Genomic DNA, 14,892 nt, shown 5'->3' on the forward strand with positions numbered 1-14,892 from the left:
ATGCGGGAAGAGGCCGCAGGAGCCATCGCGTCGCCGGCAGGAGAGGTTGGTTTCGTTGGAAGGTTAGCGGATGTTGGAGACCGCGTGACCCGGGGACGATGGGTCGCTTCGTCGGCGGCGACCCGCGGAGACGAACTGCTCAGGTGGCGATGCGCATAGAGCCGACGTCGAACAGCGAAATCGCCGGTTGACCCGTTTCTGCCGACGTGACGCCGGTTTCGATCGTGACCTGCGTTCCAGCGCCATCACTGCGGAGGGAGGCCGGCGATTGCGCGGGCCTCTGCCGCGCTCATGCCACCACCACGCCGGGGCCGTACGGCCTCGGGCGAGGGGTCCAAGATCTGGCCGGTCGAAAGAGCCAGCAACAGCCGCCGAGTCAGAAAATATTTGCCGGCGATCTCGCAAACGGCAAGGCGGCCCTGGCGGATGGAAGTGCGCAATGTGGGTACTGTGATGAGCCCGTCCGGCCAATGCAATTCCACCGCCTCCTTGAGTGTCATGAGCTCGTCCATCTCCCACGATCGGGGGTCGGGACGCGCTTCGACACGCTTCGATCGCGCCGGCTTCGTTCCTTTCGTCATGGCGGTCTCCTCAACACCTGTCCGAATAACGATCGATCGCGGACACGGCCTGCACCTCGAGCGGAGCGTCCTGGCGGCCGTAGATCTCGCTGCGGAGATAGTCGCGTTCGCGCTCGAGCCCCTCGTCGGCGACGTCCAGGTACCAGCCGCGTCGAAAGCCGCTTCGTCCCTCCCAGCGGTAGCCGCGGGCCTTGAGCGCTTCGCGGGCGGCAAACGGCGCGCCGGTTGCGCGGACCCGCCAGCGGGTGGCCCGCGCCTGCTCCAGCAGCGCCGCCATGCCAGGTCTGCCGCTGCGGGGCAGCGGCAGGGCGAGAATGGCGATGGCCGCCACGCAGTCGTCCAGCGCCCGGTGGCCAGCAAAGTAGAGGCCATGGCCGATCGCCAGATGGCCTAGACGGGCGCTTTCGAATCCCTCGTCCGCCCACGGAACATCGCGGTAGGAACAGCCCCAAGGGAGCGCGGCGAAGCGCGGGCACAATCCCTCGCAGAACGGACGATCGAACGAGCTGTTGTGGCCGACCGCAAGCGAGGCTCCGGCCAGAAAATCCGCGATCCGATCGGGATCGATATGCTTGCCGGCGACCGCCTCGTCGGTGATGCCGGTCAGTCGGGTGACGAAGGGCGGCAGCGGTCGACCGGGATCCCGGAAGGACTGGAAGGAATCGGTGATGCCCAGGATGCGCCCGTCGATCGAATAGTCGAAAGCCGCCATCGCGAGTTCGATGACTTCGTCGTGACCGTGCGCGAGGCCCGTGGTCTCCACGTCCACGAAAACCGCGCGCCTGGTCTGGCTTCCGTCGGCCGGCAGCCGGGGCGGCGGCTTCAGGCGCCGCAGCACCCGGTACGTCCCCGCCGCCTCCAGCATCGCCGCCATCCGTTCCAGGTCCTCCACCGTCGCAGCCGTGCCCACAGCCGGTGCCGACGCTTCTGCCTGCGTCGCGCGCCCCGGCGCGGGAAAGCGGAACTTCGACGCGGGCTGGCGCAAATCCAATTGCAGGTCGCTCGTCATGGACATCTCGTAGGATTGATCTCTGGATCCCGCCAAAAGGCGAATGGCCCGGCTGGTCGATTATGCAGTCGGCCGTCGGCGGGACTTGCCGTATGCGCTCAGCGTGTTGCGGATGAGCCAGGAATTCGAAAGGTCCCGATGAAGCGCGCAGCGGCCGGGCAGGTTGCGCAAAACGAACGAAAGAGCCGCCGCAGCCGCCGCATCGCCTCCGACCGCGAGACGCAGCAGCGCAGTCATCGCGAGATCGATCTGCGGCGTGATCTCGCGCACGGGCATGAATGTGATCACGAGCCGGATGGCGGCCGCCGGGTCGCCGTCGATAGCGGCCCGCCAGTCCTCCCGACCGAAGATCACGGTTCGATCCAGGAGTTCATCGATCGCGCGCACATCCGCGTCGTCGAATTGCGCTGAGCGCAACGTCCTCCACTTCGCCTTCGGATCGAATGCGGACGCCAGTGCATCGGGTCGGTCGCCACCGCGGGTCGTCGGCGCCTTCCGTGCCCGACTGCGGAAAATCCTCTTGGTACTCATACTGTCGTCTCCACGCTTACTGAAATAGAAAGGAGCAGCCCTTTCGGGCTCTCGCCTTGCCGCGCCACGCCGGGCCACGCCCCGCCACGTCATCCCCGTTAGGGGCCGGGGACCTCTTCAACCGCGAACTTCCCGAATTTCGGCCGCCAATCTCCGACGCCCACCAAGGCGCCGGCTATCTTGAAGAACGTCACGACCTCTTCTCGGTCGAGAAGAGACGGCAAATACGATGCCGTGAGCTCGGCCGACCAGACCGGAAACCGCGGCCGCGTCCGCATCGTCTTGGAGTGGCGGATCCGAACGCCGGCTCGTTTGCGGAATTCTGTGTTCTTCCACATCGTCGGCAGATCGCGCGGACCGTCGTGATGGATCATCGCCGGTGCGACGATCTCCAAGCCCGCGGTCGCTTCCCGCCCTTTCCGCTTGAATCGCGCGCCGTCCACAAAGACGCTTTCGAGCACGTGTTCGGGCAGGCAGGGCTGCGAATCGTGCAGCCAAAGGCTTCCGTACCATTCGAGCTCGGCGATGATCTCGTGATCGGCCTTCGTCTTCGATCGCTTGCCGGTGAATGCCGCAAGATCGACCGAATGCTGGTCGAGCGGGTCTGCGAGGGCGCCGTTATGCATGAGGAGCGGCCGCATGCCGGTGAGGCGCAAGGAAATCTGCTCGAAATCATCCATGGCGGCGGTATCCCATAGTAGGGTCGAAGAGCGGCACGGGGCGCTCAAATAGCGGCGCCGTGTCGACGACGATCGGTCGGATCGATGCATAGCGACGGCGGCGAAGCGCGTCCGTGATCGCGTGATGGCAGTAGCTGCAGAGGGCCGTGAGGTCGCCCACAAGTTCGCTTCCCAGGCGCTGATATGTCCTGTGATGCACCTCCAGGCGCGCCTCGTCGTCCGCGGCGTAGCAAGTCCGGCACCGGTGGCCGGCCGCTTCGAGCTCGGCCAGACGCGCGGTGCTGCTACGCCACCTATTGCTGCTGATGTATTCGAAGTAGGTCATGTCTCTTCTCGCCAGCTTCATAATTATACGTTATAACGTATAAGACCGAGCGTGTCAATAGTGATATAGATCTGGGGTCAGTCGATATGACGGACGACAAGAAGGAAGGACGCAAGCGCGTGCCGAAAGGCAAGCGGCAGATGCTGTGCATCCTGGACGAGGACGTGATCGAGCAGGTCAAGATCGCCGCGGTCAGGCGCAACTCGCGCGTCTCTCACGTCGTCCAGATCGCGATCGTGGAGTGGCTCGCAAAACAAGAACACAGGATCTAGACAATCAAGGTGTCGAAATCAGCTCTTGTCGGGCCGGGAGAGAAGGGTGATGACATCGACCTTGAGGGCGGCGGCCAGCCGGCACAACGTCTCCAACGTCGGATTTACGGTTTCCCTGGATCGTTCGATGTCGCTCAACAGGGCCTGTCGTTTGAGGTCGGCCTTTTCCGCCAACTCTGCCTGCGACAACCCGGCCTCTTCCCTCAATCTCAGGACGTTGTCGCCCAGGACCTTCCGGTATCGCAGGAAGCTCGGTGGCTGCTTTTTCTCGTTTCGTCCCATGCGCGCTCGATTCTAAGGTCAAACGCCGTCACTTTTTCTGATTCCCGGCCGCCAGTCCAACGGCCGCCGGTGGGCCGGCACCAGAGCATCTTCCCCCGCCCAACAGTGAGGTTATCATGGCGAGTCGCCCCATTTTGGCCCGTCAGGTCGGGAATGCCCAAGCCACGATATGATATCGGCGTCATCGTCGCGCTGCAGGAAGAGCTCGAATACGTCATCGAGGTCGCGCCGCTTGTCGAATCTCTCGCCTGCGGCGGGACGCATTTCCATGTGCTGGATTTCGGGCCTTTCAAAGCGATCGCGTCGTTGGTCGGTCAGATGGGCCCGCTGCCCGCGATGCACGCCACGCAGCGCCTTCTGGAGTACGCCGACATCGGGCTGCTCGTCATGCTGGGGACGGCCGGCGCCCTCGACGACGACCTGTTCGTCGGCGACGTGGCCGTGGCCACGGAAATCAACGAGTATCAAGCGAATTCCCGGGCGGAAACCGCCGAAGGCGGCTACGAATTCAGGTACTCCGGACGCCATTGGCCGCTCGAATATCGCATCAGGGAGGCGCTGAATAACTTCGAATTCTCGGCCCGTACCTCCTATCAGGCCTGGCGGGACCGCGCAGCGCGGATGTATGACGGCCTGCCGGTGCGGGACAAGGGGGAAATCTGCACCCCGCCGCCCAAATTCCATCGCGGCAACATAGCTTCCGGCAACGTTGTCGCCGCATCCAAGGCGTTCGCGGCCGAGATCAAGCAAGTCGACCGCAAATTCATCGCCATCGATATGGAGGCGGCCGGATTCGCCTATGCTGCCACCGAGCGGGTGCACCGGATCCCCCATCTGGTCATTCGCGGCATATCGGACGGCGCCGACGAGAACAAGAAGAAGCTCGACAAATCGAGCAAGAACGCCTGGCGCCGCTATTGCGTCACGAATGCCGCCACCCTGCTGCAGGCGCTGCTCCAGTGGGAGGGCTTCCAAGAAGCCGTTGGGCTCGCGGTCGCCGCGGACGGCGGACAACCGCGCCCCGACGTCATCCGCCGATTGATCGAGGCTGTGAGGCACAGCCCAGGCGGCGCATGGGCCGCAGGCGTGGCGCTCGGCGTCTACTCCCACGGGCCGTTGGTCGTCGCCTCCGGCAATGCCGTCCCGGTCGACGTGAACAGGCTCCGGGCCAGCGATGCCCGTTTCCGCTCGATGATCGAAAGCATCGAAGGGCGGGTCGAACCTTCCGGTACCTTCTCCGTCGAGGTCGCAGCCGAGGCCGTCGTACGCGCCGTAAAACGCTACCGCGAGGGCTTGTCCAACAGTGCAGCCGACGCTCTGATCGCCGATTTCGACGCGGTTGTCGTCGAGATCGTCTGCGCCGGCGACCAGACCGACGACGCCCAGACGCCGGTCCTGGCCGAAGCCGAACGGCTCGACGAGGATGCGGGAGCGCAGGCCGTCGTCGGCTTCCTGAAGGACCGGATCGGGACAGGCCCGCGCATTCGCGAGCGCTACTTCAGCGCTCTTGCCGACATCGGTGCGGAAGTCTCGATCGTCGAACTGGCGCAATCGCTTGGACCACCCAATCTCACGCGCGGAGAACTCGAGCATGCGATGTTCGCCTGCCCCGGGCAGGACCGGAAAGATCTGGCGGAACAACTCTGGAAACGTCACGAAGCGGAGTTCGGCGACCCGGCCGCCATCCTGACGCGTCAGGAGTTTGCCCGCCGGTTTCCGAGCTTCCGCGCATCAGGAACATAGCTCATGGCCTCAAAGGGACATCCCATCGAAGTCGACCTCGAGCGCATCCTTCCGTTGCTCGCGCGCGAGATCTATACTTCGCCGTTCGCGTTCCTTCGGGAGAACGTCCAGAACGCCGTGGATGCGATCAGGATGCAGCGCTACCGGGAGCGAGGTTCGAAGCGTCGCACCCGGCACGGAATCACGATCGAACTCGTCGGCGATCGCTTGTCCATCACCGATACCGGCATCGGAATGACACGCGACGATCTCGCCAACTTCTTCTGGAGCATCGGAAAGAGCGGCAAGCACACCGAGGAAGCCAGAACGGCCGGCGTCGTCGGTACCTTCGGCATCGGCGGCATGGCGAATTTCGGCGTATGCTCCCGGCTCGAGGTGCTGACCCGAACGCGCTCGAGCGACATCGCGATCAAGAGTTTTGCCGAACGGGCACGCCTCTCCGCCAAGGAAGACTGCGTTTTCTACGAGGAAGGTGCGAAGGATTCGAAGCCGGGTACGAAGGTTACGGGCACGCTCGTCGAACCGATTTCTCTCGACCAGATCTACACGTATCTCGATCCTATCGTCAGATACCTCGACGTGCCGCTCAGGGTTGGCGATCGGACCCTCGGTCAGACGGACTTTCCGACTGTGGAGCGAGACGAAGGCCGGATTTGGAACGTCAAGAGCGGGCCGGCCGAAGCCGCCATATGGATAAGAGCTCTTCAAAACGGTCAGGCCGAGATCGAAGTGGAAGAGTTCAGTTGGGAAGGAAAACAGACGGACGTGACCGCCGTATTCTCCACCATGCGCAACGTTATCTCGGCATATCAACACGGATTCATGCTGGCCAACGTACCGATCACTACCGTGTTCGGTCTGGGCGGAATGATAAACAGTTCAGTCCTTCGTCCCACCGCAGGGCGCGAGGCGGTGACCGACGAAAGCCGGCGGCTGGTCCAGTCGCTCGTGCAGGCGATCGAACGCGGGCTTGCGGAGCACATTTCACAGACCGCAGGACTCCCGGAGCGCTTCTCGTCCTTCTATCGATACCTTTCACAGACGAATCTTTGGAACCTCGCCGGTGCGACGACTGTCCGTGTTCACGGGTCGAATCAAAGACGGCGGCTCGATTCGCTCAAGTCGGTGGCACGAGGGAAACTGTACTACGCAAGAGAAGGTCACGATCAATCGATCGTTCAAGCGTTCGGCGAACAAGGGAAGACGGTCGTTCTACTGTCGTCTGACGGTCAGCGCCAAAGAGTCGAAAGCAGCTATCTGCAAAGCTACTGCAACGGCATCCTGCTCGCTGATCGCGTCACTTGTCTGAAAGTCATCAATCGGCTTTCGATGTCGGAGGAGGTCTTTCGATTTCAACTGCTGGAACGCCTTCGCACGCAATATTTGGTCGACGGTCTGAACCTCAAAGCCGGCGAACTGAGCCACGGCGCGATGCTATGGCCCACGTCGAATCCCGAAGGAGGCGGAAAGGTCCTTTTCGTCGACTTCAGGCATCCGCAGATAAAGCGCCTCGTAGCGCTTCGCGATTCCTATTCGTTCGACGCGGTGTTCGATATCTTCATCCGAGACTCCATCTTTCCATCATTAGAATCGTTCTTTCCCGATCTCAGAAAGCGCGACTTCGACGCTCTGCTCCGTAGGCTTCAGTCGACGGTCGAGTATTTCGAGATCGATCCTGCGGATATCGGCCGGATCCAACAACTAGCTTCCATAACCAAGATGGATCCCGAAAAGGTCGCGTCGGTCTTCGGACGGCGAAGCTCCGGATACGCGCGGCCGACATCCGTCGGAACTGCGGACGTGGTGCCCGTCCCCTCCCAAGTAAGCGAAGCCGCGCGGCAAAAGGACGGTCAGTCGATTGAAGAGCGTCGACGAGAACTTGAAATCCGTCTTTTGGAAACGAAAATAGATGCGAAGATCCTTGATGCCCGAGACGTGCACGCCGATCTTGGCCTATCCAGGTTCTATCTGGCTCTCACGAGCGACGCTCACGTTCTCTATCGAAGGATTTTCCTGGAGCGCAAGCCCTCCGCGGACTTTTCGTGGGGAGGGTATCGGGGCGGTTATCTGTTCTACAGCGAAGGTTCGGCGGTCGTTTATTACGACATCCAGTTCGAGCACTTGGTCGAGGAGAACGACCAGCGCGAACGCACAGGCAAAGTGACCCTCGAACAAGCTCCCCTCGTTCTCGACAATCAGGTGTTTCTGCCGATACCAGTGGAATTCGAGTCCGAACTCGTGCCGAAGGAGCATGCTCTCAAGTTCACGGTCCGCCATCAGATCCTTGGTGTTCGCGACGAGTGACCGCAATCGCTCAGGGTTACAAGTCATAGATAGCAACAACCATCAACGGAGCCGAGGCATTGACGAGCACGCACAGGGTCGCCCTTTTGGCTGCGGCCGACGACCTTTCTGCAGAGCTCAAGAACCTCGGCCTTCCCCTTCGCTTCAAGCGCTTGGCGACGCCCGAGCGATTTCAGGAAATGGACGGATGGTGGATCACAATCGCATATTGGAAAGGGCCATCTGTACGCGGGATGCTCGCTTGATCACTCGCTAGACTCGGTCTCGGCAAATCGACCTTTTGGACCGGATTCTGGGCGCCAGCCCGACGGAAGCAAGGTCTCATCGATCGAAACGACCAGTTGCTCGATTATCGGCAGGTCTTAACGCGGCCCGCGTGCAGGAACGCCTCGTCCAACGCCAGCGGCGATTCAAATAGCGATCTCGCGATCGCAACGCGGTTCGTTGGTTGCCTGCACGCCTCCGTCGGTCCCGGCGAGCCCAACCGAAATCACCGACCTCCTCAGGAAGGACCCTGCTACGTCGGAAGATGAAGGGGCATCTAGCAGGATTGCATTGCCGCCCGACCGAATTGATCGACCGGCACCGTGAGGCCGTCATCGCCGTGGTCGATCGCTTGCATGAACGCAGGCACCTTTCGGGTAATGAAGTCCGTGATCCTTACGCACGCAGCCGTCCCGATCGGGGGCGGAATCGCCTTGTCATCTGAAGGTAACGAATCCAGCACATACGGTGATATCAGGGGTGCGAATCCCTCCCTCTCCGCCACCCCCTCGAAAAACAGCAGTAAAACAGCGGGGCATTTGATCCGATAGGGTTTTTTGCGCCAGTCCGGACGACCGTCGGTACACAGAAACGGTACACGCGATGGTCACGGCGCTCGGCACCCCGAAGCGGCATCCGAAAAGCGGATTCTATCTGTTCAGGAAGCGCGTTACCGAACGGCTGAGGCAATCCGTCGGCAGGCGCGAGATCAAGTTCTCGCTGCGCACGCGCGACCCGGTCGTCGCAAGGATCCGCAATCTCGAAGAGACGGCGCGGCTCGAACGCGCATGGTTACGCTGTTGGCCTGACGACTATTTCGCAAACGTCGACGTCCCCGGGCCGCGCGACTCAAAGGCGATGACGCGGGCTATTTGCATCAGGGAAGTTCCGAACACTTGCATATTCTTCTCGATGCTCGCCTCTGCCTTAAGTCGCCTGGCACGCTGGGACGGCAGCAGACTTGAGACTAGGGAAGGAGAGTCTCGTGGGAGAGGCCCCTATCTTTTCCTAAAGCGTCCCGGCAGGCCTTCCAATAGCGACAGATCGTACTCCAGGCCGATCCAAGTGCCGGTGCTATCCTTCACCTGGGCGGCTACGGTGAACGGGCGCTCCGTGTCTACCTCCCTGAGTACGGCGTATTTTCCGTCTCTAATCTTTCGTATCCATACAACAGCTTTAGCGAACTTGTCGTCCAAATGGAAAATCACCGGACCGTCGAGGCGCGTGCCGTCTTCAGCAGAGACGGTGAGATTGAAGAAGAAATATTTCGGCCGAATCTCGTCTAATTGCGCGGTAAGCTTGCGGCCGCTTCTCTCGGAGAGGCCTCCCCAGCGTCCTCGTTGCGGATCCTTCGTGTCCAGAACTGGACCCGGTTCGGGTGGCTCATCGGACGACCCGCGCCTTTCCGGCAGTTCGTCACCGGCGACAAATAAGGTCTCGATCGCGCGTCGCCAATTGCCGTAGTGCCGAAGTAATTGACGAAGGTCTTGGCCGAATTCAGATTCTCCGGCGTTGCTTCCGAGGAGCGTGCGAATCACCTCGGGTATGTCTGACGCCTCGTCCGCGCGACGTAAGATCTGCAGAGGGTCGGTAGGGAGATCGGTCTTGCCTGGGCGAGAGATGCCGATGAAATTCGTTCGCAGCGGTTCCTGAGAAAGCAGGCGATCCCTGAGCGAGGACGGCATCGAACCTTGTTGCAGAATTCTCGCGGCCGCATAGCCGAAGGGAACGATCCAATCTTCGTCTCGTTGTGCGAAGAAACGCCGTACCACTTGCATGGATTGGGCTGACTCTTCCGATATGAGCTTCTGAACGATACGCAGTGTGGCTGACCTAACGCCCGTGTCCAAGATCCGAACTGCGGAACGGTCGCTGAGAACTTGTCGAAGTGCGATGCCCAGCCGCTCCAATTCCGGCCCCACCTCGTCTTCGAGCATGGACCGGGTCGCCTTTCCAGCGCGGGAAAGGACGCCGATTTCGGCAATCGAAATCGTGGCGGAGATTTGCCAGCTCAGGCGCTTGTCGAGTTCGAACCATCCGCGCGCCGCCGTTGCCGAGCAGTGGCTACCGAACACCACGGCCGTTCGGAGCGCCGCGAGTTCGGACAGACCGAAGCCTTCCAATGGTCCGTCGAGCAACTCCTCGATAATTTCGTCAATGGTCTGCGCCGACCGCGACCCCTGCAAACGCGCGATTGCAAGTTGCTGGACGGCCGCACGAAAGACCGCGGTACGGGGGCCGGTTTCCGGGGTTTCCGGGAACGGAGCCATATTTGGCACTCTGCTGTCTGAGGCTGGCACTCCCACGGTGCGTGCACGCTTGTAGAGGTCGGCAAAAGCCGCATGCGAAGCCCACGGCCCTTCGCCACCGGAGAACGGTACGTTGAATTGCCAGCGGCCGGTCTTGACCATTATCACCGCTTGTGCCGGATGGGGCCACGTCGAAGTGGTTTGCGCTCCAATACGTTTCGACAAATCCAGCAGTATCGGTTCTACCCTGGTATCGTCGAACGTTCCTAGTTGGGTCGCCGTCCGGGCGATGTGATCGAGTGCGAGGCGCGGAGAGAGGCGCGCGATCATCTCTCCCGGCATCGGTCGATCCGCCGTCCGCGCGAAGAGGTAGTCGCGCGCAGGACTGTTGCGTTCGAAGTCCTCCGCAGCGCCCGCCAAGCAACTGACTACTCCATCGGTCCAGTCGAGATCCACCTCTTCTGGATCCTCGCCACCCAGCAGTCGGTGATATATCCATTCGGCACGATCCTCGATCGTATCGCGACGTTCCCAGAAGTAGTCGATCGCCGACTCGTTGACTTGCGCAAACACCTTCGGATTGCGGCGTCTCATCAAGGGCAGGGTGCGTGCGCGCAGATCCGCGCGGTGCTGAAGCACGGTTCCGTGTTCGAGGACGTCCACCATCCAGACTTCGTTGGCCAAAGCTGCGAAGACGTCCTCGACTTCGTTGCGATCGATATGGCAGAGGTCGGCGAGTTTGTCCCGAATGATCTCGCGGGTCACCCGCCGGACAACCAGACCCGGCCAAGCCAAGCGTTTTGCGACAGGATTTCGCACGTGATCGAGAATCCGTCGTTCGTAGAGGCGGCCGATGAATCCTTCGTCGGCCACCTCGCCGTCGCGGGCGATGTCTTCCGCCAACGCCTGACGCTTCTCGGGGACCGCAGCACGAAGGAGTTCGATCGCAACCCTGATCGCGAGGGGCTCGCGGCGCTCAGGGGGGTCTCCGTCCCGTCCTCCTATCAAAGCTGCCCAATCTTGTTTCCACTCGGACCCCAGCAAATCAGAGCCGACGCACCTTGCCATCTCCCGGGCTTCTTCGACGATGAGTGGTTTCAGGACAAGATGACGCTCCGTAGATCGTACCTCCGCCCGCGTACGCAATTCCGGCACATCGGCCCGTCCTGCGGCGACGATCTTGAGTTCCGGGAACGGGACATGCCTATATTGGCCGCTCAACTCGGAGACGAAAGTAATGACGCCGGCGAGCGCCTTGGGATCGTACTGAACCACCTCCATCGTATCAAGGACGAGAAGGAAGGCCCGCCTACCCATCGTGACCTTGCTTTGCATCAGATCACGAAATTCGTCGAAAAGGTTCGTTCGCTCGCCGGAGGAGACGGGCGGGTCGCCTGAAATCCTGCGAAGGAGCCCGCGGATGTCGTCCGCTACTTCCGGAAATTGCAACGAAACCTGCCGGGCCGCTTCGACGAGCAATAGTCGAGGATCACGGGGCTGAAGGACCGCGCGGTCGAAGTCCAAGTACACGAATGGGAACGGAGTGGATTGGTTCCGCGCGTGATCGATTACGAATTTCGCCACCAGCGTCGACTTCCCTAGCCCGCCTTGAGCCTCGATGAACATCACGGACTCGTCGCGGATGCCAAAAAGGTACTGCGCGCCCTTGTAGGCCCGCGTGAAAAGTCGGCTTATACGTTCGCCGACACTTTCGTAGTCGAGCTCGTCGACGAAGGCTCGCAGCATGGCAAGCTCGCCATGCCGCCCTACGAACCGGTCCTTTTTCGGCGTCTCGTCCCATCCTCCTCTCAGGCCAATCAAGATTCGAAGCGGCTCCAGCAATTCGCTGAGCTCGAACTGTTGACGGACTTTTTCCAGAGCCGGCAACCGCAAACTCGCGATCCGGAGTTCGCTCAGCTGATCCAGCGCTTCCATGGCAGCTCGCAACTCACCGGGGGGCGCCTCTTCAATCTTGCCCGGCTCGTTGTTTAGGAAGCTTCGAAGCCACGCATTTGGAAGTCGCACCGGATCGGCCGATATCCGAACGAAATCCATCCAGTCTTGATGGAGACCCTGATCGAGTAGCCGACGGAACCGCGCTGATCCGAAGACGCGATTTAGAAGATCGGCGCGCGCCGCCGGCGTAAGCCGCAATCTACGCTTCCCGGCGATCATCAAGGAAACCGAATTTGCAAGCAGGACGGCGGTCTCCTCGGCATCGGACACTACGATATCTTCAAGCAGCTGAGACGGACGCAGCTCTTGCGAAGAGCTCAAAGTGAAGGTGTAACTGATCGCGGCCGTGACCGCGCTATCGCTTTCGGACAGCGGCGACAGCCGGGTCTCGGCCGGGTCCATCGACGACTCGGCGGAAACGGAATTTGCAAGATCCAAGAGCTTTCGTCCGAAAGGCGTTCTCCGAAGCTCTTGTTCGAGTTCGCGAGCTTCTTCGTCTTCAGGCTGATTTTCAGAGGCGCTCATGATCGCCTCGATACTCCTCCGCAAGCATGGGGGCCAACATTGCAAACTGCTGCTGCAAAGTCTGCAAACGCTCGGCCGGCCGGCCCAGTTTCGTCTTAATGGCCTCCTCAAGCATTATCCGTCGTAGCGACGCGCGGAGTGGCACTTTGGTTTCGTCCAGCAATGGTTTGTTGAAGGTGTTGGCCAGTGCAGCGATGCATTCCAGAAGCTCGTCCAGCCCGATACGATCGGGGTTGAGCGTTTCGATGCAGATTTGCTCCTCTGGAACCGTATAGGGTAGCCGGCCGAGAAAGAGCCACCGCAAGCGCCTCAACTCTTCCGGGACGTTCGCCTCGTCGAGCTTTCCGCCCAACAAACCCGCGATCAGATTTCGAACTTCCTCGGACAGCGGGATCGGGTCGGACTCCTCGCCTTCGTTCAATCCATCGACGACAATCCAAATTCGATCCCAACGATGCCTGGTTTCCATCAATTTGTCCGCACGTGCCGCCAAGGCGAGGTCTTCTTGGGAAGGAGTTCGACCGCTTCCCTCCAGCATCTGTACGATCTCCTTCGCTTCCTCGACCCGATCAACTTGATATGCCCTTAGACTGCGAAGAATCTTGGCGAATTCGACCGGTACGGCTTCGCAAGCCCATCGATACAGCTTGTCGCCATCCCAATTCCCGTCCGGTAGGTCGATGCTCGGTCTCGGTGGCAGCTGAGCGAGGTCCGAAGGAGGAATGCGCAACTGGTCGGCAATCGCTGCGATGAAGTCGATGGCAGAGAGAGGAAGTGCCTCCGTCGAGGTGCCCAAGACGACGATTCTGTCCAGCGGGCCGCGCCGCGCAGCACGCAGTATGTCCGTCGAGAAGGTCCTTCCCGATCCCTTGAGACGGGCGACCGCAGCATATTGTCGGGCGAACCGGCTGGCCGGGAGCGGCTCGGAGGCTTGTACGATCCAGTCGAGCAGCTTCGCGCGGCCCAAGATCGGTATCGGGGCTTCGATGCTCGTCGAGGCATTCCAGATGCGCACGGATCCCGGGCGAACGAACCCGGTCAGCTTCGGACGAATTTTATTGGCGATGTGATCGAACCTTATCGCCTGGTTCAGTACCGACAGCTCGCCGTCGGGCCGATATTCGGCATTATGCATCCCGATCAACTCGTAATGTTGGTTGAAGCAGGGTGCACCGGACGATCCGGGATCGGTTTCGGTTGTGTAACGTATCCTGGTGAAAGACTGATCGGACTCTCGATACCGCCCGAAGTCGATGCGTAACGGATGTCCATGCGGGTGCTGTCGTATGATGACACGATCATCGAACTGCAGCCGCGCAGGTACGGCGTCGTCCGGGATATCGAACCACAATCGGCGTACGCCCCCCTTCGGCGAACGAGTATAATCGCCGACCCGCTCAGCAAGTCGTATCAACGCGACATCCAGTCGTCTGCACAATTGGCCGAGCTGCTCCTCCGTAGGATTGCGGAATAGACCGTCGCAATCCATCTCGTCACTGCTTTCCTCCAGCCATTTGTTCGCGAACCCGACGAAAAACGGCGGATTACGCTGAACGTTGAAGTCGTCGATCGGGTCTCCATCGAAATGGTCGAAGAACGCACCCAACCGCGCGGTATTGTGATGGAATTCGGCGCCATCCCTGATGTGATGACGCAACACGTGGCGTGCGGTGAGCACTAGATCGGGGCCCACCAGAAACCCTGTGCCGCGGCTGAAGTGTTCCTGGTGGTCGTCGAACTTGACGTAGGCGCAGATCATGCAGATACGCGGGCGTGTTTCCTCCAGAAATCGTGCCAACGCCTGATCGGACAAAGTCGCAGCCCTTTTGACGTGCGACGCTTGCTTTGCGGTGTCATCGTCCGTCGCGAACTCGTTGAGTGCCCTGCCAGCGGCGGGATCCTGCCAAATCTTGTAATAAATGGTTCTTGCAAAACGTCCCGCGAGCCCGAGCTTGTCGTGTGCCAAGACGATGGCCAATGCCAATTCATAGGCGCGCTGGAGCGTATCCTGCGGACCGGCCTTAAGTCGCTCGTCGAAATCCTTGACGATCCCGTACTGTCCGACGACCTCTCGCAGCAAGTCGAGTGGGACGTGAGTCGCGATCACGCTCGCCAACTTTTCGATGCGCTCTTGCTTCCAACCCAAGACTCGCTCCATCACCAGGAGTTCA

General features: G+C 60.8%; 11 protein-coding genes and 1 pseudogene. 4 read left to right on the plus strand and 8 right to left on the minus strand.

Annotation, left to right across the window (positions count from 1 at the left end):
* Nucleotides 1-245 precede the first annotated feature (245 nt).
* From JQ558_RS06750 to JQ558_RS06770, 5 genes are all read right to left on the minus strand, one after another.
* Nucleotides 246-581, minus strand: a complete 336-nt coding sequence (locus JQ558_RS06750; protein WP_212293169.1) for a hypothetical protein — start codon at nt 579-581, stop codon at nt 246-248.
* 10 nt (nt 582-591) lie between these two features.
* The gene (locus JQ558_RS06755; RefSeq protein WP_212293170.1) at nt 592-1,590 is read right to left on the minus strand and encodes a 3'-5' exonuclease; all 999 of its coding nucleotides are present in this window, start codon (nt 1,588-1,590) and stop codon (nt 592-594) included.
* A gap of 60 nt (nt 1,591-1,650) precedes the next feature.
* Nucleotides 1,651-2,007 (minus strand): hypothetical protein, encoded by a 357-nt coding sequence (locus JQ558_RS06760; RefSeq protein ID WP_212293171.1) that lies wholly within the window; start codon nt 2,005-2,007, stop codon nt 1,651-1,653.
* Between the two features lie 212 nt (nt 2,008-2,219).
* The gene (locus JQ558_RS06765) at nt 2,220-2,801 is read right to left on the minus strand and encodes a hypothetical protein (protein WP_212293172.1); all 582 of its coding nucleotides are present in this window, start codon (nt 2,799-2,801) and stop codon (nt 2,220-2,222) included.
* A complete protein-coding gene (locus JQ558_RS06770) occupies nt 2,794-3,126 on the minus strand; it encodes a hypothetical protein (protein ID WP_212293173.1) in 333 nt (110 codons plus the stop codon). The genes JQ558_RS06765 and JQ558_RS06770 overlap by 8 nt, the downstream gene beginning before the upstream one ends.
* An 86-nt stretch (nt 3,127-3,212) precedes the next feature.
* Between JQ558_RS06770 and JQ558_RS06775 the strand changes: the two genes are divergently transcribed.
* Nucleotides 3,213-3,398 (plus strand): hypothetical protein, encoded by a 186-nt coding sequence (locus JQ558_RS06775; protein WP_212293174.1) that lies wholly within the window; start codon nt 3,213-3,215, stop codon nt 3,396-3,398.
* 18 nt (nt 3,399-3,416) lie between these two features.
* On the opposite strand, the gene JQ558_RS06780 is transcribed toward JQ558_RS06775, so the two are convergent.
* Entirely contained in the window at nt 3,417-3,680 is a 264-nt protein-coding gene (locus JQ558_RS06780; protein WP_212293175.1) for a helix-turn-helix domain-containing protein, read from the minus strand.
* A 153-nt stretch (nt 3,681-3,833) separates the two neighbouring features.
* Here JQ558_RS06780 and JQ558_RS06785 point away from each other — a divergent pair, with 153 nt between their 5' ends.
* The 3 genes and pseudogenes from JQ558_RS06785 to JQ558_RS38315 form a co-directional block, all read left to right on the plus strand.
* Nucleotides 3,834-5,423 (plus strand): 5'-methylthioadenosine/S-adenosylhomocysteine nucleosidase, encoded by a 1,590-nt coding sequence (locus JQ558_RS06785; protein ID WP_249142382.1) that lies wholly within the window; start codon nt 3,834-3,836, stop codon nt 5,421-5,423.
* 3 nt (nt 5,424-5,426) lie between these two features.
* Nucleotides 5,427-7,727, plus strand: a complete 2,301-nt coding sequence (locus JQ558_RS06790; RefSeq protein WP_212293177.1) for an ATP-binding protein — start codon at nt 5,427-5,429, stop codon at nt 7,725-7,727.
* Nucleotides 7,728-8,594: 867 nt separating this feature from the next.
* Nucleotides 8,595-8,777 (plus strand): annotated as a pseudogene (locus JQ558_RS38315) (DUF6538 domain-containing protein); the annotation flags it as partial.
* Nucleotides 8,778-8,989: 212 nt separating this feature from the next.
* On the opposite strand, the gene JQ558_RS06795 reads toward JQ558_RS38315, so the two are convergent.
* Both JQ558_RS06795 and JQ558_RS06800 read right to left on the minus strand, forming a co-directional pair.
* Nucleotides 8,990-12,721, minus strand: coding sequence for a hypothetical protein (locus JQ558_RS06795; RefSeq protein ID WP_212293178.1), 3,732 nt, complete (start codon nt 12,719-12,721; stop codon nt 8,990-8,992).
* Nucleotides 12,708-14,867, minus strand: coding sequence for a serine protease (locus JQ558_RS06800; RefSeq protein WP_212293179.1), 2,160 nt, complete (start codon nt 14,865-14,867; stop codon nt 12,708-12,710). Before JQ558_RS06800 ends, JQ558_RS06795 begins: the two co-directional genes overlap by 14 nt.
* Between the last annotated feature and the right edge of the window lie 25 nt (nt 14,868-14,892).

This window comes from Bradyrhizobium sp. AUGA SZCCT0160, assembly GCF_018130105.1.
GTDB lineage: Bacteria > Pseudomonadota > Alphaproteobacteria > Rhizobiales > Xanthobacteraceae > Bradyrhizobium.

Excerpts from the sequence above, each read along its gene's own strand:
- JQ558_RS06790 (WP_212293177.1), top strand. The coding sequence starts at position 5,427 with ATGGCCTCAAAGGGACATCCCATCGAAGTCGACCTCGAGCGCATCCTT.
- JQ558_RS06755 (WP_212293170.1), bottom strand. The coding sequence starts at position 1,590 with ATGACGAGCGACCTGCAATTGGATTTGCGCCAGCCCGCGTCGAAGTTC.
- JQ558_RS06795 (WP_212293178.1), bottom strand. The coding sequence starts at position 12,721 with ATGAGCGCCTCTGAAAATCAGCCTGAAGACGAAGAAGCTCGCGAACTC.
- JQ558_RS06770 (WP_212293173.1), bottom strand. The coding sequence starts at position 3,126 with ATGACCTACTTCGAATACATCAGCAGCAATAGGTGGCGTAGCAGCACC.
- JQ558_RS06750 (WP_212293169.1), bottom strand. The coding sequence starts at position 581 with ATGACGAAAGGAACGAAGCCGGCGCGATCGAAGCGTGTCGAAGCGCGT.
- JQ558_RS06765 (WP_212293172.1), bottom strand. The coding sequence starts at position 2,801 with ATGGATGATTTCGAGCAGATTTCCTTGCGCCTCACCGGCATGCGGCCG.
- JQ558_RS06780 (WP_212293175.1), bottom strand. The coding sequence starts at position 3,680 with ATGGGACGAAACGAGAAAAAGCAGCCACCGAGCTTCCTGCGATACCGG.
- JQ558_RS06775 (WP_212293174.1), top strand. The coding sequence starts at position 3,213 with ATGACGGACGACAAGAAGGAAGGACGCAAGCGCGTGCCGAAAGGCAAG.
- JQ558_RS06785 (WP_249142382.1), top strand. The coding sequence starts at position 3,834 with ATGCCCAAGCCACGATATGATATCGGCGTCATCGTCGCGCTGCAGGAA.